General features: G+C 60.1%; 18 protein-coding genes. 8 read left to right on the plus strand and 10 right to left on the minus strand.

What is annotated here, in order from left to right; all coding sequences use genetic code 11:
• Nucleotides 1–98: 98 nt before the first annotated feature.
• The 5 genes from LLY24_RS02955 to nanR all read left to right on the plus strand — a co-directional run bounded on the left by LLY24_RS02955 (nt 99) and on the right by nanR (nt 5,055).
• Nucleotides 99–1,091: a sialic acid TRAP transporter substrate-binding protein SiaP gene (locus tag LLY24_RS02955; RefSeq protein ID WP_259034765.1), complete on the plus strand. Its 993-nt coding sequence runs from the start codon at nt 99–101 to the stop codon at nt 1,089–1,091.
• 64 nt (nt 1,092–1,155) lie between these two features.
• The gene (locus LLY24_RS02960; protein WP_259034766.1) at nt 1,156–1,698 is read left to right on the plus strand and encodes a TRAP transporter small permease; all 543 of its coding nucleotides are present in this window, start codon (nt 1,156–1,158) and stop codon (nt 1,696–1,698) included.
• A 41-nt stretch (nt 1,699–1,739) separates the two neighbouring features.
• Nucleotides 1,740–3,119, plus strand: coding sequence for a TRAP transporter large permease (locus tag LLY24_RS02965; RefSeq protein WP_259034767.1), 1,380 nt, complete (start codon nt 1,740–1,742; stop codon nt 3,117–3,119).
• Between the two features lie 71 nt (nt 3,120–3,190).
• Nucleotides 3,191–4,270: an Ldh family oxidoreductase gene (locus LLY24_RS02970; protein ID WP_259034768.1), complete on the plus strand. Its 1,080-nt coding sequence runs from the start codon at nt 3,191–3,193 to the stop codon at nt 4,268–4,270.
• Nucleotides 4,271–4,329: 59 nt separating this feature from the next.
• Nucleotides 4,330–5,055 carry a transcriptional regulator NanR gene (gene nanR, locus LLY24_RS02975; protein WP_259034769.1) on the plus strand — a complete coding sequence of 242 codons (726 nt, stop codon included), beginning with the start codon at nt 4,330–4,332 and terminating at the stop codon, nt 5,053–5,055.
• Between the two features lie 26 nt (nt 5,056–5,081).
• Here the strand turns inward: nanR and LLY24_RS02980 are convergent, their stop codons facing one another.
• The 5 genes from LLY24_RS02980 to LLY24_RS03000 form a co-directional block, all read right to left on the minus strand.
• Nucleotides 5,082–5,942 carry a fumarylacetoacetate hydrolase family protein gene (locus LLY24_RS02980; RefSeq protein ID WP_259034770.1) on the minus strand — a complete coding sequence of 287 codons (861 nt, stop codon included), beginning with the start codon at nt 5,940–5,942 and terminating at the stop codon, nt 5,082–5,084.
• 90 nt (nt 5,943–6,032) lie between these two features.
• A complete protein-coding gene (locus LLY24_RS02985; RefSeq protein WP_259034771.1) occupies nt 6,033–6,782 on the minus strand; it encodes an SDR family oxidoreductase in 750 nt (249 codons plus the stop codon).
• A 172-nt stretch (nt 6,783–6,954) separates the two neighbouring features.
• Entirely contained in the window at nt 6,955–8,238 is a 1,284-nt protein-coding gene (locus LLY24_RS02990) for a TRAP transporter large permease (protein WP_259034772.1), read from the minus strand.
• Nucleotides 8,239–8,240: 2 nt separating this feature from the next.
• Complete coding sequence (locus tag LLY24_RS02995; protein ID WP_259034773.1) at nt 8,241–8,834, minus strand: TRAP transporter small permease; 594 nt, start codon at nt 8,832–8,834, stop codon at nt 8,241–8,243.
• Between the two features lie 96 nt (nt 8,835–8,930).
• On the minus strand, nt 8,931–10,007 hold the full coding sequence (locus tag LLY24_RS03000; RefSeq protein ID WP_259034774.1) for a TRAP transporter substrate-binding protein: 1,077 nt from the start codon (nt 10,005–10,007) through the stop codon (nt 8,931–8,933).
• Between the two features lie 255 nt (nt 10,008–10,262).
• On the opposite strand from LLY24_RS03000, the gene LLY24_RS03005 reads away from it, so the two are divergent.
• From LLY24_RS03005 to LLY24_RS03015, 3 genes are all read left to right on the plus strand, one after another.
• Nucleotides 10,263–12,065: an IlvD/Edd family dehydratase gene (locus tag LLY24_RS03005; RefSeq protein WP_259034775.1), complete on the plus strand. Its 1,803-nt coding sequence runs from the start codon at nt 10,263–10,265 to the stop codon at nt 12,063–12,065.
• 64 nt (nt 12,066–12,129) lie between these two features.
• Nucleotides 12,130–12,915 (plus strand): FadR/GntR family transcriptional regulator, encoded by a 786-nt coding sequence (locus tag LLY24_RS03010; RefSeq protein ID WP_259034776.1) that lies wholly within the window; start codon nt 12,130–12,132, stop codon nt 12,913–12,915.
• A gap of 43 nt (nt 12,916–12,958) precedes the next feature.
• Nucleotides 12,959–13,885, plus strand: coding sequence for a Gfo/Idh/MocA family protein (locus LLY24_RS03015; RefSeq protein ID WP_259034777.1), 927 nt, complete (start codon nt 12,959–12,961; stop codon nt 13,883–13,885).
• 18 nt (nt 13,886–13,903) lie between these two features.
• On the opposite strand, the gene LLY24_RS03020 is transcribed toward LLY24_RS03015, so the two are convergent.
• The 5 genes from LLY24_RS03020 to LLY24_RS03040 all read right to left on the minus strand — a co-directional run bounded on the left by LLY24_RS03020 (nt 13,904) and on the right by LLY24_RS03040 (nt 18,003).
• Complete coding sequence (locus LLY24_RS03020) at nt 13,904–14,203, minus strand: hypothetical protein (RefSeq protein ID WP_259034778.1); 300 nt, start codon at nt 14,201–14,203, stop codon at nt 13,904–13,906.
• Complete coding sequence (locus LLY24_RS03025; RefSeq protein ID WP_259034779.1) at nt 14,113–14,430, minus strand: NAD(P)-binding domain-containing protein; 318 nt, start codon at nt 14,428–14,430, stop codon at nt 14,113–14,115. The genes LLY24_RS03020 and LLY24_RS03025 overlap by 91 nt, the downstream gene beginning before the upstream one ends.
• A 99-nt stretch (nt 14,431–14,529) precedes the next feature.
• Nucleotides 14,530–15,432: an NAD(P)-dependent oxidoreductase gene (locus LLY24_RS03030; RefSeq protein WP_259034780.1), complete on the minus strand. Its 903-nt coding sequence runs from the start codon at nt 15,430–15,432 to the stop codon at nt 14,530–14,532.
• Nucleotides 15,433–15,477: 45 nt separating this feature from the next.
• A complete protein-coding gene (locus LLY24_RS03035; RefSeq protein ID WP_259034781.1) occupies nt 15,478–16,446 on the minus strand; it encodes a GntR family transcriptional regulator in 969 nt (322 codons plus the stop codon).
• 27 nt (nt 16,447–16,473) lie between these two features.
• Nucleotides 16,474–18,003 (minus strand): UxaA family hydrolase, encoded by a 1,530-nt coding sequence (locus LLY24_RS03040; RefSeq protein ID WP_259034782.1) that lies wholly within the window; start codon nt 18,001–18,003, stop codon nt 16,474–16,476.
• Nucleotides 18,004–18,047: the final 44 nt, after the last annotated feature.

Consider the following 18,047-nt stretch of genomic DNA (forward strand, 5'->3'; position numbering starts at 1 on the left):
TATACAGGCGAAGATGTCGCCTCGATGACCATTACCGCTCGCACCACGACCTATAGCAACTGACCAATAACAAATCCAAGGGTTGTAAGGAGTTTCTCATGCGTAACCATCGTTATTCGCGTATTCGTCTGCCCTCTCTTTTAGGTGCTGCGCTTTTCACGGCGAGCGTTAGCGCCTCCAGCGCTGCGGAAAATCTGCGCTTCGCGCACGTCTATGAAACCACCGAGCCGTTTCACGAGTGGGCCCTTTGGGCTGCCGATCAGATCGAGGAGCGTACCGACGGGCGCTACACCATGGAGGTTTACCCGGCGGCGTCGCTGGGCAAGGAGGAAGATATCAACGAAGGGCTCGAGCTCGGTACGGTCGACGCCATCTATACCGGCACGCAGTTCGCTGGCCGTGCTTATGGCCCGATCGGCATCGCCGGGGCGGCGTATATGTTCCGCGATTTCGATCACTGGCAGGCCTTTGCCGACAGCGAGCTGTTCGACGAAATCGCTAAAGGGTACCAGGACCAGACCGGCAACGTTCCCCTCGCGCTCAACTACTACGGCGAGCGCCACGTCACTTCCAACAAGCCGATCAACGAACCCGAGGATATGCAGGGGCTCAAGATCCGGGTGCCCAATGCGCCCATGTACATGATGATGCCCCAGGCCGTAGGCGCCAACCCGACACCCATCGCTTTCGACGAGGTATATCTCGCACTCCAGCAAGGCGTGGTCGACGCTCAGGAGAACCCGCTGCCGACGATCAAGGCCAAGGCGTTTTATGAGGTGCAGGATTACATCAACCTGACCGGGCATATCACCGATTCGCTGATCACCATTGTGGGCGGGCCGCGCTGGAACCGGCTTTCCGAAGAGGACCAGCAGATATTTCGCGAGGTGTTCCAGGAGGCAGCGGTCAATAACACCCGCAGCATTCAGCAGGCCGAGGCCGAACTCGTCGCCTGGTTCGAAGAGCAGGGCAACACCATCAACGAGGTGAATCGCGAGCGCTTTCGCGAGGCGGTGCTACCCGCTCACCACGGCAGTGCCGCAACCTGGGACGAGCAGACCTACGAGCGCCTTCAGGCAATCGGTCAATAAATCACTCTTACGTCTCTGCTGATTGACGCCCCCCTGTCTGGCGGGGCGCAAGGAGCCTACTGCCATGAACGATAGGCAAGATAGTGTGCCACCGCAGGGCGACCCGATGATCGATTTCGAGGCCGCCTTCGACGATACCCCTTTCAGGTGGAAGGATTACGCGGCCGAGGATTTCGTCACCCTGATCGTTTTCTGGGCCTTGATTCTGGTCGTCTTTGCCCAATTCTTCAGCCGCTACGTGCTGGGCGATTCGATCGGCTGGACCGAAGAGATCGCAAGGTACCTGTTGATCGTGGTGGGGTTTCTGGGTAGCGCCATGGCGGCACGTAACGGCAGCCATATTCTGGTGGAGTTTTTCTACCACTATATGCCGAGCTGGCAGGCGCGGCTGCTCGAGCGCCTGATGGGGCTAGTGAGTCTGGCTTTCTTCGTGGCCATGGCTTGGGTCACTTATCAGCTTGCGGGTCGCACCAGTAGCTTGATGGTCTCCGTCGACCTGCCCAAAAGCCTGCTCTACTACACCGTGTGCACGGCGTTCGTACTGATGGCCCTGCGCACCCTCCAGCGTCTCTACGTCACGTATCGAACACCCCGCGACGCAACGTAGACCCACTCGACCTCGGCTCCCTATTACTCGTGAGGCCTGGTATGTCTCGACTCTCCTTGATGCGCTGGCAAAAGCCGTTGCTTTCGCCGCTACTGGCAGCGCTGGCGGTATTGGGCTGTGTCATTCTGCCCTTGATGGGCCATGACCTGGCCTTTCTTTTCTTCGCCCTATTCACGCTTTTAGTGCTGGGCGCGCCGATCGCAATCAGCCTGGCCGGTGCGTGTCTGATGTTCGTGCTGATCACCGGCCAGGTGCCTAATATCGTCGTCGCCCACCGCATGATCAACGGTATCGACAGTTTCCCGCTGCTGGCCATCCCGTTTTTCATCTTCGCCGGCAGCCTAATGAATAACGGCGGTATCACCGAGCGCATCTTCAACTTCGCCAAGGCGCTGATGGGCTGGATGCGCGGTGGGCTCGGGCACGTCAACGTTGGCGCCAGTATCGTGTTTTCCGGCATGTCCGGCGCGGCGGTGGCAGACGCCGGGGGGCTTGGCATGATCGAGGTCAAGGCGATGAAGGACGCCGGCTACGACGAGGAGTTCGCGGTCGGGATCACCGCTGCTTCATCGACCATAGGTCCGATCATTCCGCCGAGTTTGCCAATGGTCATCTATGGTGTCATGGCGTCGGCCTCGGTGGGGCAGCTTTTTGCCGCCGGACTGGTGCCCGGGCTGTTGATGGGGGTGATGCTGATGCTGATGATCTTTCTGATCTCGCGTCGGCGTGGCTACCAGCGCGATGCGGTCTTCTCGCTGCGCGTACTCGGCCATACCTTCAAACGCGCGTTCTTATCGTTGATGACCCCGGTCATCATCGTCGGGGGTATCATCACCGGCGCTTTCACGCCCACCGAGGCGGCGGTGGCGGCGGTTTTCTACGCCCTGGTGCTGGGCGGCATCGTCTATCGTACGCTGACCTTCAAAAAACTGCTCAAGGTGAGCATGGAAACCATCGAGACCACGGCGGTCATTCTTTTCATCGTCTCCGCTGCCTCGATCTTTGCCTGGATACTGACCAGTAACCAGGTGACCCAGAACGTCATCGCTTTGATGGGTAACTTCGCCGACAGCAAGCTGGCGGTACTGATGATGGCCAATATCGTACTCATCATCGTCGGCTGTTTCATGGAAACCATCGCCGCCATCACCATTCTGGTGCCGGTACTGCTTCCGATGGCCGTCGCGGTCGGGGTGGACCCGGTGCACTTTGGCGTGATCATGGTGCTCAATCTGATGATCGGACTGCTTACGCCGCCGGTCGGCATGGTGCTGTACGTTTTGTCTCGGGTATCCAACGTCAGTTTCGAACGCTGTATGCGTGGCACCATCCCGTTTTTGATTCCTCTGGTTATTTGCCTGCTACTGGTCACGTTTATCCCGGCGATCTCTATGTGGCTGCCCACACTCGTTTATCGCTGATCCTGTTCATGAGATTTAATGGATTCAACCATTGAAGACCGAACTATCAAGTTCTGAATCAGGGAGTGTTTATGGCCGATACGTCCTCGCGTTTTCGTGTCACTAGTGATGATCTTGCCCGCTTCATGAGAGCCGCGCTGGCGGCGGTAGGGGCCAACGAGGCTTCTTCCGAGGCCGTCACGCGTGCTCTAGTCAAGGCCTCACGTATGGGAGTCGATAGCCATGGTTTAAGGCTGCTACCCCATTACGTGAAGGTACTCGAAGGGGGACGCGTCAAGGGAGCGCCTGACATGGTGTTTCATCAGCGCTTGCCCGCGACCGGTTTTTTGGATGCCGCCGATGGATTGGGCCATTTGGCCGGGTATACCGCAATGGAGCATGCCGTAGAGATGGCGGGGCAGGCCGGTTTGGGAGCCGTTGCGGTCGGAAATTCGTCCCATTTCGGCGCGGCGGGCTGTTACGCGCTCGCGGCAGCCGAGCGTGGCTATATCGGTATGGCGTTTTGTAACTCGGACCCCTTCGTGCAGCTTCACGATGGTCAGGATGCTTTCCACGGCACGAACCCAATCGCGTTTGCCGCGCCCGTTGCGGGGGCGGCCCCTTATCTGTTGGATATGGCCACAAGCTCGATTCCCTGGAATCGTGTGCAGCAATTCGGTGCCATAGGGCGTGAGTTGCCGAATCAAGTGGCCGCCAGAGCTGATGGTCAGGTGAGTACTGACCCTCGCGAAGTCACTTCCCTGTTGCCGCTGGGAGGGAGCGACTTTGGCTTCAAGGGCGCAGGGCTTGGCGGCATGGTCGAGATACTGAGTTCGACGCTTTCGGGTATGCAGCATGGCTTCAATCTTTTGCCCATGAACGGCTCCGATATATCGACACCGCGTGGGGTGGGGCATTTCTTTTTGGCCATAAAGCCGGATGCCTTCATCGAAGAGGGCGACTTCTCTCGAGGGCTGGCCGACTATTTGACGGATTTACGTCGCCAGTCCGCTATAAAAGGCTCCCATGGCATCATGGCGCCGGGTGATCGGGAGTGGCGCTGTCAAACACGGCGTGACGCCGAAGGCATCCCACTGGATGTCGCGAATCAGGCAGCCTACGCCCATATTGCCCATCGGTACGAGATAACGCCGTTATCACCACTGACTTAAGGGAAACGTTTAAAATAACGTAAAATCCTCGAATATTTCCCGACCGTGGACGAGTCTTTATGAGTAAATACCGGATCGAGCGCAAGACGCTCTCCGTGCAGGTCGCCGAGCAGCTCGAAGCGGAAATCCTCGAAGGACGGCTCGGCGAGAACGACCAGCTCCCCTCCGAGCGCGAGCTGATGGAGCAGTTCGGCGTGGGGCGTCCCGCCGTGCGCGAGGCGCTGTTCTATCTTCAGCAGCTAGGGTTGATCGCGATCAATAGTGGTACCCGGGCGCGGGTGATTCGGCCCACGGCGGATGCCGTCATGGCACGGCTTTCGGGTGTGACGCGTCAACTGCTTTCGCAGCCCGATGGGCAGCAGTACTTCCAGGAAGCACGGGCGACGTTCGAGATATCGCTGGCGCGCTACGCCGCGCGTAACGCCACCGAAGATGACCTGGCCCGGCTACGTCAGGCGCTGGCGGACAATCGCGACGCCATCGGCGACGAGGCGCGTTTCAAACGCTCGGACAACGACTTTCACGGGGTGTTGGCGAGTATCGGGCGAAACCCGATCTTCGATGCTATCCACCTGGCCCTGTCAGAATGGCTGGATGACCGTCGTGCGCATGTGCTTCAACAAAAGGATGAAGACAAGGCGGCTACCGCAGCGCACACCGAGATCGTCGATGCGATCGCATCCGGCGATGCAGATGCGGCTGAAGAAGCCATGCGCCGCCATCTCGAGCGCCATTACGGCACCTATCGACAGCTCAAGCAGCGCTTGAAGCCGGCGTCGGAGTAAACGCCGGCGCTATCGCTTCCCGCCGTTCAGCGCGCGCTACCGCCAGACTCGGCGATGACCGCTTGGGTCTGCTCGCCCAGTCCCTCGATTCCCAGACGCATACGTTGGCCGGGTTTGAGGTAGACCTGGGGCTTTTGACCCATGCCGACACCAGGAGGAGTACCGGTTGAGATCACATCCCCCGGCTGTAGGCTCATGAACTGGCTCAGATAGCTGATCAAATAGGGGATCTGATACACCATGGTGCGGGTGTTGCCGTTCTGGTAGCGCTTGCCGTCTACCTCGAGCCACATGTCGAGTTGATGCGGATCGGCGATCTCATCGGGGGTCACAAGCCAGGGCCCCAGCGGGCCGAAGGTGTCGCATCCCTTGCCCTTGTCCCAGGTGCCGCTGCGCTCAAGCTGGAATTCGCGCTCGGATACGTCGTTCACCACGCAGAACCCGGCGACGTGCTCCATGGCGTTCGCTTCGCCGACATAGCGTGCGGTCTTGCCGATCACGACGCCAAGCTCCACTTCCCAATCGGTTTTTCGTGAGTTGCGCGGAATCACGACGTCGTCGTTGGGTCCGCAGATGGCACTGGTCCACTTGTTGAAAATGACCGGCTCCGGCGGCACCTCGGCGCCGGTTTCGGCAGCGTGGTCGGAGTAGTTCAAACCGATACAGATGAACTTGCCCACGCCCGCTACACAAGGGCCCAGGCGCGTGTCGGCGGCGACTTCGGGCAGCGCCGAGGTGTCGATTGCCGCGAGCCGCTCGAGCGCGGCGCGATCAAGATGCTCGCCGCCGAGGTCGGGCAGGTGCGCAGAGAGATCGCGAATCGTACCGCTTGCGTCCACGATGCCAGGTTTTTCCTGGCCGGGGGCTCCAAAACGTAACAGTTTCATTTATGCAGTTCCTTTGGGGTTGGCCAACCGGAGCTCACAGGCCCTGCGGTTCGGCGTGAAAGAGATCCAGCGTCGGTGAACCGCGTGGCGTCAAACGAGCCAGCCGCCGTCGATGATTTGTGCTGTTCCGGTGGTGTAGGCCGATTCGTCCGAGGCGAGGTAGGTGGCAAGCGCCGCGATCTCCTCCGGTGTGCCCAGTCGGCCCTGAGGCTGGCGGGCGATGAAATCGGCATAAACGTCGTCGCGCGAGCGCCCTTGCTGCCTGGCCTGCTCGTCGATGCGCTGGCGCAGCGAAGGCGAGTCCACGGTGCCGGGGCAAATCGCGTTGCAGCGAATGCCGCGACCGATGTAGTCGCTGGCGATCGACTTGGTCAGCCCCAGTACCGCCGCTTTCGAGGTACCGTAGGCGCAGCGATTGGGCACCCCCTTGAGGCTCGAGGCGACCGAGGCCATGTTGATGATGCTGCCGCCGCCCTGGTCGAGCATGGCCGGTAGAAAGGCCCGTGTCACGCGCACCATGGCCATCACGTTGAGTGAAAGGGACAGCTCCCAGTCGTCGTCGCTGCCTTCTAAAAGCGAGCCGCTGGCGACAAACCCTGCGCAGTTGAAGAGAATATCGACGGAGCCAACTTTCTCAGCCAGTTCATCGATTGCCGCTGAATCCAGAACGTCGAGCGGCAGTGTCGTAATGCCGGGAGTAGAAGAGAGAGCCTCAAGGCTCGGAGGGTTGATATCGGTGGCAATGACTTGGGCGCCTTCCGCCGCGAAGCGGAGCGCCGTGGCGCGGCCAATACCCTGGCCGGCAGCCGTAATGAGCGCTTTCTTTCGTTCGAGTCGCATGGTGGAAGTATCCGGTGCTGTTGTTATTGGGGCGATCGTCGCTGCGAGTCGAAAACCCGCTAAATACGCGCAGCGCATCGGGCCGATACGCTGCGTGATCCTGTCATATGGTATGACAGGTAGGTGATCTGCACCGTTCGACTTTATGTCAACGGCGCAGTCGTGATTTCGCTTAGTTGCCGCGTACCGAGGTCAAATCCGGCAGCCAGGTCACGATACCGGGGAAGGCGATCAATACGACCAGCACGACCAGTAGTGCCGCATAGTAGGGCAGCATCGCCTTGACCAGCTGCTCCATGGAGACCTTGCCCACGCCACACCCCACGTAGAGGCAGGTGCCCACGGGGGGCGTCAGCAGGCCGATGCCGAGGATGAACGCCATGAGCACGCCGAAGTAAACCGGGTCGACGCCAACCGACGTCACGATCGGCGTCAGCATGGGGGCCATGATGACCATTGCGGGCGTGAGATCCATGACGAAGCCGACCAGCAGCAAAAGCCCTGCCACGATCAACAGCAGCAGGAAAGGATCCTGAGTGATAGCTTGGACCTGGGTCACCAGGGTTTGCGGCACCATGTTGATGGTCAGAAACCAAGCGATGACGGTGGCGAAGGCGAGAAGCAATAGCACCATGCCAGTAAGGCGCGCGGTGCGAATCAGCATGCCCCAAAGCTCGGTGATCTTGAACTCGCGATAGACCACCAGCGAGATGAACAGCGAATAGAGCAGCGCAGCCACGGCGGCTTCGGTGGCGGTGAACACGCCGCCTATGATACCGCCGATCACGATCACCGGAAGCACCAGCGCAAGCCAAGCGGCCTTAAAGGCGGCCCAGAGCGGCGCGAGGCGAAAGCGTCGTGTCTGCCCAGCATGGCCGATGGTGGCCATGATGAACGTGGTCACCATGAGCGCAAGGCCGATGAGAATGCCCGGTACGATACCGGCGATGAACAGTCGGCTGATCGAGGTTTCGGTCACGATGCCGTAAAGAATCAAGGGAATCGACGGCGGAATGATGATGCCGATGACCGATGAAACGGTATTGATCGCCGTTGCCTGCGGGGCGCTGTAGCCCTGTTTGGTCATCGACGGGATCATCATGGCCCCGGTCGCCGCAGTGTCCGCCACCGCCGAACCGCTGATACCGCCGAAAAACATCGACCCCGTAATGGCCACCTGCCCAAGCCCGCCGCGTATGAAGCCGACCAGAGCGCCGGCCAGATCCATGAGTCGGCGCGCGATCCCGCCCTGGCTCATTACCTCGCCGACGAGGATGAAAAACGGAATTGCCAGCAGCGGAAAGCTGTTGACGCCGCGGATGGATTGCTCGATCAGAACGGATAGCGGAATGTCCGATATGAACGCCATGACCACGGCGGCAATACCGAGTCCAAATGCGATGGGAAGGCCCAGCGCCAGCGAAGCGAATAGAATGCCCAGAAATATCCACAGCATGGTCAGCGGCCTTCGTTGAGAGGTGGCGCCGTGTCCGGCGAGAATATAAAACGAATGCTTTGGTAAGCCCGCCACAGTGCAACGGTGGCGATGAAGCCCGCGCAGAGAATCAGCGAGAAATTGATCAGGTTCCAGGGGACGTTGAGGATGGCGGTACGACTGGAGGCGCGGGCGACGACCAGCGCCCCGCCCCAGACGATGATGCCCATCAAAGCGGCGATGACGAGGTGCTGAAAAAGATAGAGCGCATACGCGGCGCGTGGCGTCAAACGGCGCACGAGAATGTCGACCGCGATATGCTCGAAGCGCGCGAAGGCCGCGGCGGCACCAAGGAAAATAAGCCAAATGAACAGCATACGTGCCAGCTCATCTGCCCAGGGCAGGGAGTGGTTCAGCACCGCGCGCCCGACCACGTTGGCGGAGACTGAAACGATCAAGGCGACCAATAGTGCTGCGATCGTATGCTCCATGCCCCGCGTCATCCAGCGAAAGATCACAGGACCGCGGCGCGTTTCTGGTTCTATTTCGAGTGGTTGGCGCGTGGGGTCGTCGAAGAGTGCGGCGGTATCGGGAATTTGGGAGTCCGGCGTATCCATGGCATCTCACAAAGGCTGGTAGCGCGAAGGCAAGAGACGAAGGCCTCTTGCCTGTAAAAGCGACGGTGTCGCGCAGCCGTCGGGGTAAAATATCGCTTATTGCGACATCGCTGACTCGGCGATGCGCTGGAACTCCGCGACCAGATCTTCGCCGATACGCGGTGCCCACTCGTCGTATACGGGCTGCACGGCTTGCTGGAAAGCGGCGATCTGTTCGTCGTCGAGACGCGTCACCTGCATGCCGCGCTCTTCGAGTTGGTCCCGCGCCCAATCGTCGTACTCGCTGGAAAGCTGAATTTCATAATCCGCTGCCTGTAAGGCGGCTTCCTGCACGAGTGCCTGATATTCCGGGTCGAGACGGTCCCAGGCGCGCTGCGAAATCATCTTGATGAACGGTGTATACACATGACGCGTTTCGGAGCCGTACTCCTGCACTTCATAGAAGTTGGAGGTCAGAATCGTGCTCCAGGGATTCTCCTGACCGTCGACCACGCCCTGCTCCATCGCGGAGAAGAGCTCGCCGAACGCCATGGGCGTCGGGTTGGCGCCAAGCGTCTGCCAGATCGCCAGGTGCACCGGGTTCTCCATGGTGCGTACCGACAAGCCGCGGACGTCCAATCCGGCAACATCCTCGGGTGATGCAATGGGGCGAGCACTGTTGGTCAACTGGCGAAAGCCGTTTTCCGAGAAGGCCAGTGCCTTGATGCCCGTACCATCGAAGGCATCCAGCATTTGCTGGGCGGCGTCGCTGCGCATTGCTTCGACGGCGGCTTCGCGCGTGGGCAGCAAGAAGGGCAGATCGAAAACCGCCAACTCGCTCACATAGCCGGTCGCCGGTGATGTCGAGGGGTAGGTCATGTCGAGCGTGCCGGTCTGCAGCATCTCCATCATCTGCACGTCGTCGCCGAGCTGGCTGTTCGGGAAGATATTGACGCTGATGCGGCCTTCGCTTCGTTGATCGAGAATATCGGCGAAATACTGGCTTGAAAGGTACTGCGGCGAGGTGTCGGCGAGTCCCAGCCCCATGCGTAGCGTCACGCTGCCGTGGTCACCGACGGTGGCGCCCTCGATCTCTGGCGGGTCGGAAAGCTCTGGTGTCTGGGCATGGGCAGCGCCGGTGCCGAGCAGCGCAGCGCCAGTCATCAAGAGGGTGTTTTTCAAGAACTTGTGCATTGAGGTCGTTCTCCTTATCCGCATCCACTTCGATATCGTTATCGAAAACATCGTTTTTTTAAGTGAGAAACGGCAGTCAGTGAGCATTGTTGTTGTCAACCCGCGATGCCCCTAACCTGGAGCAATCACGCCTGCAGGCAATGTCATACGTTTTCTGAGTATGTTCAACATATACTTTTGTATGTATCGACGAGCTTGACGGGTACGCGTAACGTCATCGCAAGATATTCTGTTCATCCTGTATGGAACGTTGCCATGGTCAACTCCCGTCGTCTTGCGCCAGACCAGCTACGCTCGCGCTACTGGTTCGATAATTCCGATCATCCGGGTACAACGGCGCTGTGTATCGAGCGCTATCTCAACTACGGCATTACGCTGGACGAGTTGGCGAGCGGCAAGCCCATCATCGGTATCTGCCAATCCGGTTCGGATCTGACGCCCTGTAACCGCCACCACATCGAGCTAGTCAAGCGGGTCAAGGACGGTATCCGCGCAAGCGGGGGGGTACCGTTCGAGTTTCCCATGCATCCGATCCATGAAAACGTGCGCCGCCCGACCGCGGCGCTGGATCGCAACCTCGCCTACCTGGGCATCGTCGAGGTGCTTCACGGCTACCCGCTGGACGGCGTGGTGCTGACCACCGGCTGCGACAAGACCACGCCGGCGGCGCTGATGGCGGCGGCCACGGTCAATATTCCCGCCATCGTGCTTTCCGGCGGGCCAATGCTCAACGGCTGGCGCGGGCGCGAGCGAGTGGGGTCGGGAACGATCATCTGGGAGCTGCGAAAACGTTTGGCCGCCGGCGATATCGACTACCCGGAGTTCCTGTCGCGCGTCAGCGAATCGGCGCCATCGATCGGCCACTGCAACACCATGGGCACCGCCTCGACCATGAACGCTATGGCGGAGGTTCTGGGCATGAGTTTGCCGGGCTCCTCAGTGATTCCCGCGCCCTACAAGGAGCGCGCAATGGTGGCCTACGCCACTGGCGAGCGCATCGTCGATATGGTCTGGGAGGATTTGCGCCCGCTGGATATCCTGACCCGCCCGGCGTTCGAAAACGCGATCGTTGCCTGCTCGGCCTTGGGCGGTTCATCCAACGCGCCGATTCACGTCAATGCCATCGCTCGCCACGCCGGAGTCGAGCTCGACAACGACGACTGGCAGCGGCTGGGTCACGAGATCCCTCTGCTAGCCAACGTAATGCCCGCAGGCGCTTTTTTGTGCGAAGAGTTTTACCGCGCCGGCGGTGTCCCTGCGGTGCTCAATGAGCTGCGCGATGCAGGAAAGCTCCATATTGATGCGCTCACGGTGAGTGGCCACACGCTTGGCGAGACGCTCGAAGGTGTCACCATCGAGGACGAAGAGGTCATTCACCGCTACGCCGATCCGCTGGTAGCGCACGCGGGATTTCTCAATCTCAAGGGCAATCTGTTCGATTCGGCGCTGATGAAGACCAGCGTAATTTCGCGCGACTTTCGCGAGCGTTTTCTCAGTGACCCAAACGACCCCGACGCCTTCGAGGGCAAGGTCGTGGTCTTCGACGGCTCGGAGGATTACCACGCCCGTATCGATGATCCGGCGCTTGCAATCGACGCACGCACGATTCTGGTCATGCGCGGTGCGGGGCCGGTCGGGCATCCAGGCGGTGCCGAAGTGGTCAACATGCAGCCGCCGGCGGCGCTCATTCAACGAGGTATCGAGTCACTGCCTTGTTTGGGGGATGGGCGACAATCGGGTACCTCCGGCTCGCCTTCGATTCTCAACGCCTCGCCCGAGGCGGCGACCGGCGGTGCGCTGGCGCTGCTCGAAAGCGGGGATCGGCTGCGGGTCGATCTCAAGCGTGGCGAAGTGCAACTGCTCATCGATTCCGGTGAGCTGGAGGATCGGCGAACGCGCCTGGCGGATCGGGGCGGGTACCGCTATCCGGGCCATCAGACCCCGTGGCAGGAGATCCAGCGCAGCATGGTGGAGCCACTTGATCGGGGCATGACGCTTGCACCAGCGACCGGTTACCGTGACGTGGCGCGCCAGCACATGCCGCGCGACAACCACTGAGCGAAGCGGTCGCGCCGGGCCATGTACGCTATGATGAGCCGTCAATCAAACAGGATTTTTTTCAGTGGCTGCGACATCCAGCAAGGCATCGCCTCGTCCCCGTATCGATGAGTATCTTGTCAAAGACATTTTCGGCGGGCGCTACCGCCCAGGGGATATGGTGCCCCGCGAAATCGACCTGTGCGAACAGTTTGCGATCAACCGCTCGGCGGTGCGCAGCGATCTGCGTCAGTTGGTGGAGGCGGGCATTCTCGAGCGCATTTCAGGGCATGGATCCAGGGTGCGCGAATACGCCGAGTGGCGCATTCTCGACCCCCAGGTGACGGCATGGCTCACGCGTTACGCCTCGCCAAACCCTCTCATCCTGAAAGAAATCCTCGCCTTTCGTCTGGATGTCGAGCCCTACGTTGCCATGACTGCTGCCAAGCGTGCCACGGCGCGCGACCTGCTCGCGATCGAGGATGCTTTCGAAGGTATGGGGCAGAACTTGAGTAATGCGGCTGAAGAAGACGAGCGCCGGCTTCACAGCGAATGCGATATCGCTTTTCACGAAGCGATTTTCAAGGCAACGCACAACATCGTGTGGGCGCAGCTTTCGCATATTTTGCGTCCCTCCATCTTCATGACGGTATCCATGTCCAACCGGCTCGCGATGGACTCCGAAGAGAGCCTGGAGCGTCATCGCGTTTTGATGGAAAGCATCCGCTTGCGTCGGCCTCGCGAGGCCTTCAAGGCGGCCGAAGCCGTTCTGGCGGGAACCGGCGCTGCGCTGGGGCTCGAATATAGCGCTACCTCGCTGGGGCGAAGCGTCGAGCTTCCGACATCACCGCCGGACACTTTCGACGAGTAAGCGCCGGTTTCGATCCACCCTATACGTGAAAGGAGGCAAGCGAATGTCCAGCTTGAAGCTCGGCCTGATCGGTGCCGGCAAGATTGTTCGCGACCAGCACCTGCCGGCCATCCGGCAGACACCGGCTTTCCGCCTGGCCGCCACCGCAGACCCCTACGCGTCGCTCGACGATGTGCCGGCCTTTACGGAGATGCACGCCATGCTCGACGCCCACCCGGATATCGAGGCGGTATCGATCTGTACGCCGACCGCGCTACGCTTCGAGACGGCGCGGGCCGCGCTCTCGCGCGGTCGTCACGTGCTGCTGGAAAAGCCCCCGGGGGCGACGCTGAGCGAGGTGGAGGCTCTAATCGAACTGGCAAGCCAGCAACAGGTGACCCTGTTCGCCGCCTGGCACTCGCGGTATGCTCCGGGCGTTGCCCAAGCAAAAGCCTGGCTTGCGAACCGTCGTATCGACCAGGTCCATATCGAGTGGAAAGAGGACGTGCGGGTCTGGCATCCGGGGCAGGCATGGATTTGGCAGCCCGGCGGCATGGGCGTTTTCGACCCGGGCATCAACGCGCTTTCGATTGCCACGGCGATACTGCCCGCGCCGTTTTTTCTGCAAAAGGCCAAACTGTGGATGCCCGAAAACGTGCAGGCACCCATCGCGGCGAAGCTAAGCTTCGTCGATGCCCAAGGGGCAGCGATCGCCGCCGACTTCGACTTTCGCCAGACCGGCGCGCAGACCTGGGACATTCACGTCGAAAGCGACGATCACTCCCTGAGTTTGACCCAGGGCGGCTGCAAGCTTGCGATCGACGGCGAGGTGATTCTGGACGAGGAAGAGCAGGAGTATCGCGGCCTGTATGATCACTTCGCCGAGCTGATCGGGGCCGGGCGCAGCGCGGTCGATATCGCCCCGCTGCGCCATGTCGCCGATGCGTTCTTGTACGGCTACCGCGAGACGACCGAGGCGTTCATCGAGTAGTCAGGCGGCGCCGGCGGCTCACTTCTTGACGCAGGTATCGTAGGCGGTGGGCACGAAGCTATCTTCACCCTGGTCCTTTTTCGCACGGGAGAGAAACTCGCAAAGCGGCGGCAGCATCGCCGAGCGCGCTTGATAAGTGGCCAGGGTCTCGGTCAGGTACCTCATATCCTTTTCGGCGTTGCCGAGGCTGAACTTGAGCTTCGTGCATTCGCGCTCCAGCACCCACTCTATGACCGGGGCCAGCATGGCGCTGTTGGCGCCGCCCTGGGAGCAGATCTCCAGCAGCTTTTGCTGAAAGACGCCCAGAGCGTTTGCCATGCTGGCCGCCTCGGCCGCCAGCGTCGCCGCTCCCAATGTTGATCAGCTTGAGTTTGTGCGCTGGCCAGCAGGCCATCTGAGCGTTGAATGATATCGCTCACCTGTTCGGAGGTCTTAACGCAAATGAATACGATATCGCTCTGAGCGGCCATGTCGGCCGGGGTTTTAGCCTCCTCGGCGCCGTCGCGACATAGCGCCTCGAGTGGCTCACGGTTGCGGTGCGCCATGACCGTCAGCGGATATCCCTTGTGCAGCAAATGACGAGTGATAGTGCTTATCGTAGTGATCGGTCATTATCGTTGTTCTCCGTATTGTCGAGTGTGTGTTCAAGCGTTCTGGCGCTCTTCGTTATGGCGACCATTGTGGCGACGAAGCTGCTGGATGAGAGCGCTATGGTCCAGGTCGCCGCCGCCACTTTTGATCAACTCCTCAAAAAGTGAATCGACCAGCGATGAGACTGGCAGCGACAGCTCAAGCGCTCGGGCAAGCGCCATGGCGGTTTGTGTATCCTTGAACTGCCACTTGGCTGGCCCGCCGGGAGTGAAGTTCTCGCTTACCATGCGCTGGCCGTGAAGACGTAGAACGGTCGAGTCGGCGAAGCCGCCTTCCAACGCTTTAAGCATTCGCTTGGGGTCGGCGCCACCGCGCTCGGCAAGCAAGATGGCTTCCGCGACGGTGGCGATGCTGTTGGCGACGATCATCTGATTGGCAAGCTTAGCGAGCTCGCCGCTGCCAGCCGGGCCGATATGGCTCGGCCGACCAAGCAGGCGCAGTACTGGTGCCACCCCGTCGAAGTGAGTGGCGTCTCCGCCGACCATGATCGCAAGCGTACCGTCGATCGCGCCTTGCTCGCCGCCAGACACTGGCGCGTCCAGGTAGCGAATACCTCGCCTGGCGGCTTCATCGGCCTGGCGCTGGGCGGTCTCGACCGGTATCGAACTCATCACGATCAGAGTGGACTCACGCGCCATGGCATCTAGTAGGCAGTCCTCGAGTAGGAGCGCATCGCAAACCGGCCCCGAACTGAGCATGACGATCACGATCTCGCACTGAGCCACGGCAGCCTGTGGTGTTCGTTCGATACTCACCCCCAGCGGCACGAGCTTTTCTGCCTTTTCCGGCGTTCGGTTCCAGACGCTCACTCGGTGACCAGCTTCTGCTAGGCGCCTCGCCATGGGGGCGCCCATGAGGCCTGTGCCGATAAAGCCAATCCTGCGCGATGTCATCATTGTTATACGCTCCATTCTCGGGGTGAGCCTAACGGTTCCCCGATCTCAGCGAAGGTAGGCGGGGATATCGATATCGCCCGCCTTACGGAAATTGGTCAAACGTTCGAGTACCTTGGATTCCGAGCTTGTGAGGTGCGAGGTTAGCGCCCGGTGTGCTTTCTCGGGGGCCGCTTGGCGTAGGCTTTCGAACACCTGAAGGTGCTCTTCAAAAAAAGGATCCTGATCGGGGAAGTCGAGAACGCGGCCCAAAAGATGCTTGCTAATAAGCAGAGTTGGGTGGGTGCGTTGCAGCATATTCATGATCTCCGCATTGGCCCCCCAACTGACGGCGGTATGATGAAGATCGTTTTCCAGCTCATCGAGCAGTGCGCCGGAGATATGAGGGTAATCCTCGGCGGCGCGCTCGAGCCTTGCGATGTAGGTGTCGAGTGCTTCTCGGGGCAGCCGACGCGCCGCCTGGGCGATCATGTAAGGCTCGAGCTGACGCCGAGCCGCATAGAGGTTGTGCAGGCGCTGGTCATCCAGCGGTACGATGCGCCAGCTGCTGTATTTGATCTTCTCGACCAGCCCAAGAGAGTGCAGATGAAACAGCAGTTGATGGGTCACCGTGCGGCTGACGCTCAGTGACTTGGCCAGATGGACCTCGTTGAGTTCGAACGCGCCCTTGATCGAGCAAAGGACGACCGCGTGTTCGACGCCATCAAGATGCGCTCGCCAGGAGAGTGTGCGATCGACTTTTGGCGCCTGATGGCCCGGCGGCCGGACGTCGACGGCTGAGAGCGTACGTCGCACCGGTTCGCCGGGCGAGGCGCCTACCAGATAGCCACGCCCTTCGAAGCGGCATATCAGGCGCTCCTCGCACAGTTGGCTCAACGTTTGGCGTACCGGCGAGCGGCTGATGCCGAACAACGTGGCGATATGGCCCTCTAGTAGCACGAGGCCCTCTTCCAGACGTTGATCGAGAATGCTTTTCTTGAGCGCAATATAAAGCTGTTCCCGAAGCGTTTGCGACATGACGGATCAGTGACTCTGTTCAATCGTTCAAGTGACGGCGCCGACCATCCACGGAACGAACTCGTTGTTGCCGTACCCGAGCGACTCGCTGGCGCTCATATCCCCAGAGGCGATGGCAATGATCCGCTCGAAGATCCTTTCGCCCACACGCTCCACGCTGTCGGTTCCATCGACGATCACGCCGCAGTTGATGTCCATGTCTTCCTGCATTTTTTCATACATGGTGGTGTTGGTCGCAAGCTTGAGACAAGGCGCGGGCTTGAACCCGGAAACCGATCCCCGGCCGGTGGTAAAGCAGACGACGTTCGACCCCGAGGCGATTTGCCCGGTCACGGACACTGGATCGTAGCCTGGGCTATCCATGAAGTTGAAGCCAGGTCTAACCCTTTTCTCAGCGTAGAGCAGGACATCGTTGAGACTCGACGTGCCGCTTTTGGCAACGGCGCCCAGCGACTTTTCGAGTATCGTCGATAGTCCTCCCGCCTTGTTGCCCGGAGAGGGGTTGTTATTGAGTTCGGCTCCATTGATCTCGGTGTAGTGTTTCCACCAGCGGATACGGTCAAGCAGTTTCTGCGCGACGTTTTCATCGATCGATCGCTCGATCAGAAGGTTTTCGGCGCCGTAGATTTCGGGCGTTTCAGCCAGAATGACACTGCCCCTGTTGGCCACGATGAGATCTGCGGCGTGGCCTAGTGCCGGATTGGCCGTAATGCCGGAATAACCGTCCGATCCGCCGCATTGAAGCGCCACGACCAGATGCTCTAGCGATACGGGCGTGCGTTTTGCGCCCTTGTGTTCCTCGGCAAGACGCATCACCTGCGCGCAGGCGGTCTTGATACTGCTGCGCGTACCGCCAGCGTCCTGAATGTTGAAGTAGGCAAGGCGAGAAACATTCTCCAGCCCCTGGTTTTGTACCAGCGCTTTGACTTGGTTCGTTTCACAGCCAAGGCCGATCAGAAGTACGAAAGCGAAATTGGGATGCTGAGCGTAGCCCGCCACCACGCGTTCGAGAAAAGCGAACCCTTCGGATTCCGTGTTCATGGCGCAGCCGGAGCCGTGCGTGATGGGAACCACACCGTCGAACCCCATCCGGGTCAGCTCATCTGACTGATTCAGCTCATCGGCGGCGGCCCTGGCCACCGTGGCCGAGCAGTTTACCGTCGAGAGAATGCCGATGTAGTTGCGTGTACCGACGCTTTTATCGTGTCGCTCGAAGCCTTGAAAGGTTCTCGTTCGACCGACCACTTCGGTTTGAGCATGAGGTTGGAAGCGCCCGAGTGAAGAGTCGACCTCGACCATGTCGATATTATGGGTATGCACGTGCTCGCCGGGGCGGATGGCTCGCGCGGCGATGCCGATGAGCTGACCGTACTTATAAATCGCCTCACCCTTTTTGATGGGGGCGAGCGCCACTTTGTGTCCCGCATCGATATTTTCTCGGGCTGGGGTTCCATCCTTATCGATCGGAATGCCTCGAGGTACCGCTTTCGAGGCAACGCCCACATTGTCCCGCGAGTTGAGATGAATGATCACGGTCGGTGAGTTGATAAGGTTCATGACGGCCTCTCGCTTTTGTTCCGCTTCCAGGCCGAGGCCTGTGG

It is taken from the genome of Halomonas dongshanensis (assembly GCF_024790395.1).
GTDB classification, from domain to species: domain Bacteria; phylum Pseudomonadota; class Gammaproteobacteria; order Pseudomonadales; family Halomonadaceae; genus Vreelandella; species Vreelandella dongshanensis.

Coding starts and splice junctions, on each gene's coding strand:
- LLY24_RS02955 (WP_259034765.1), top strand. CDS start 99: ATGCGTAACCATCGTTATTCGCGTATTCGTCTGCCCTCTCTTTTAGGT.
- LLY24_RS02960 (WP_259034766.1), top strand. CDS start 1,156: ATGAACGATAGGCAAGATAGTGTGCCACCGCAGGGCGACCCGATGATC.
- LLY24_RS02965 (WP_259034767.1), top strand. CDS start 1,740: ATGTCTCGACTCTCCTTGATGCGCTGGCAAAAGCCGTTGCTTTCGCCG.
- LLY24_RS02970 (WP_259034768.1), top strand. CDS start 3,191: ATGGCCGATACGTCCTCGCGTTTTCGTGTCACTAGTGATGATCTTGCC.
- nanR (WP_259034769.1), top strand. CDS start 4,330: ATGAGTAAATACCGGATCGAGCGCAAGACGCTCTCCGTGCAGGTCGCC.
- LLY24_RS02980 (WP_259034770.1), bottom strand. CDS start 5,942: ATGAAACTGTTACGTTTTGGAGCCCCCGGCCAGGAAAAACCTGGCATC.
- LLY24_RS02985 (WP_259034771.1), bottom strand. CDS start 6,782: ATGCGACTCGAACGAAAGAAAGCGCTCATTACGGCTGCCGGCCAGGGT.
- LLY24_RS02990 (WP_259034772.1), bottom strand. CDS start 8,238: ATGCTGTGGATATTTCTGGGCATTCTATTCGCTTCGCTGGCGCTGGGC.
- LLY24_RS02995 (WP_259034773.1), bottom strand. CDS start 8,834: ATGGATACGCCGGACTCCCAAATTCCCGATACCGCCGCACTCTTCGAC.
- LLY24_RS03000 (WP_259034774.1), bottom strand. CDS start 10,007: ATGCACAAGTTCTTGAAAAACACCCTCTTGATGACTGGCGCTGCGCTG.
- LLY24_RS03005 (WP_259034775.1), top strand. CDS start 10,263: ATGGTCAACTCCCGTCGTCTTGCGCCAGACCAGCTACGCTCGCGCTAC.
- LLY24_RS03015 (WP_259034777.1), top strand. CDS start 12,959: ATGTCCAGCTTGAAGCTCGGCCTGATCGGTGCCGGCAAGATTGTTCGC.
- LLY24_RS03020 (WP_259034778.1), bottom strand. CDS start 14,203: ATGGCAAACGCTCTGGGCGTCTTTCAGCAAAAGCTGCTGGAGATCTGC.
- LLY24_RS03025 (WP_259034779.1), bottom strand. CDS start 14,430: ATGGCGCACCGCAACCGTGAGCCACTCGAGGCGCTATGTCGCGACGGC.
- LLY24_RS03030 (WP_259034780.1), bottom strand. CDS start 15,432: ATGATGACATCGCGCAGGATTGGCTTTATCGGCACAGGCCTCATGGGC.
- LLY24_RS03035 (WP_259034781.1), bottom strand. CDS start 16,446: ATGTCGCAAACGCTTCGGGAACAGCTTTATATTGCGCTCAAGAAAAGC.
- LLY24_RS03040 (WP_259034782.1), bottom strand. CDS start 18,003: ATGAACCTTATCAACTCACCGACCGTGATCATTCATCTCAACTCGCGG.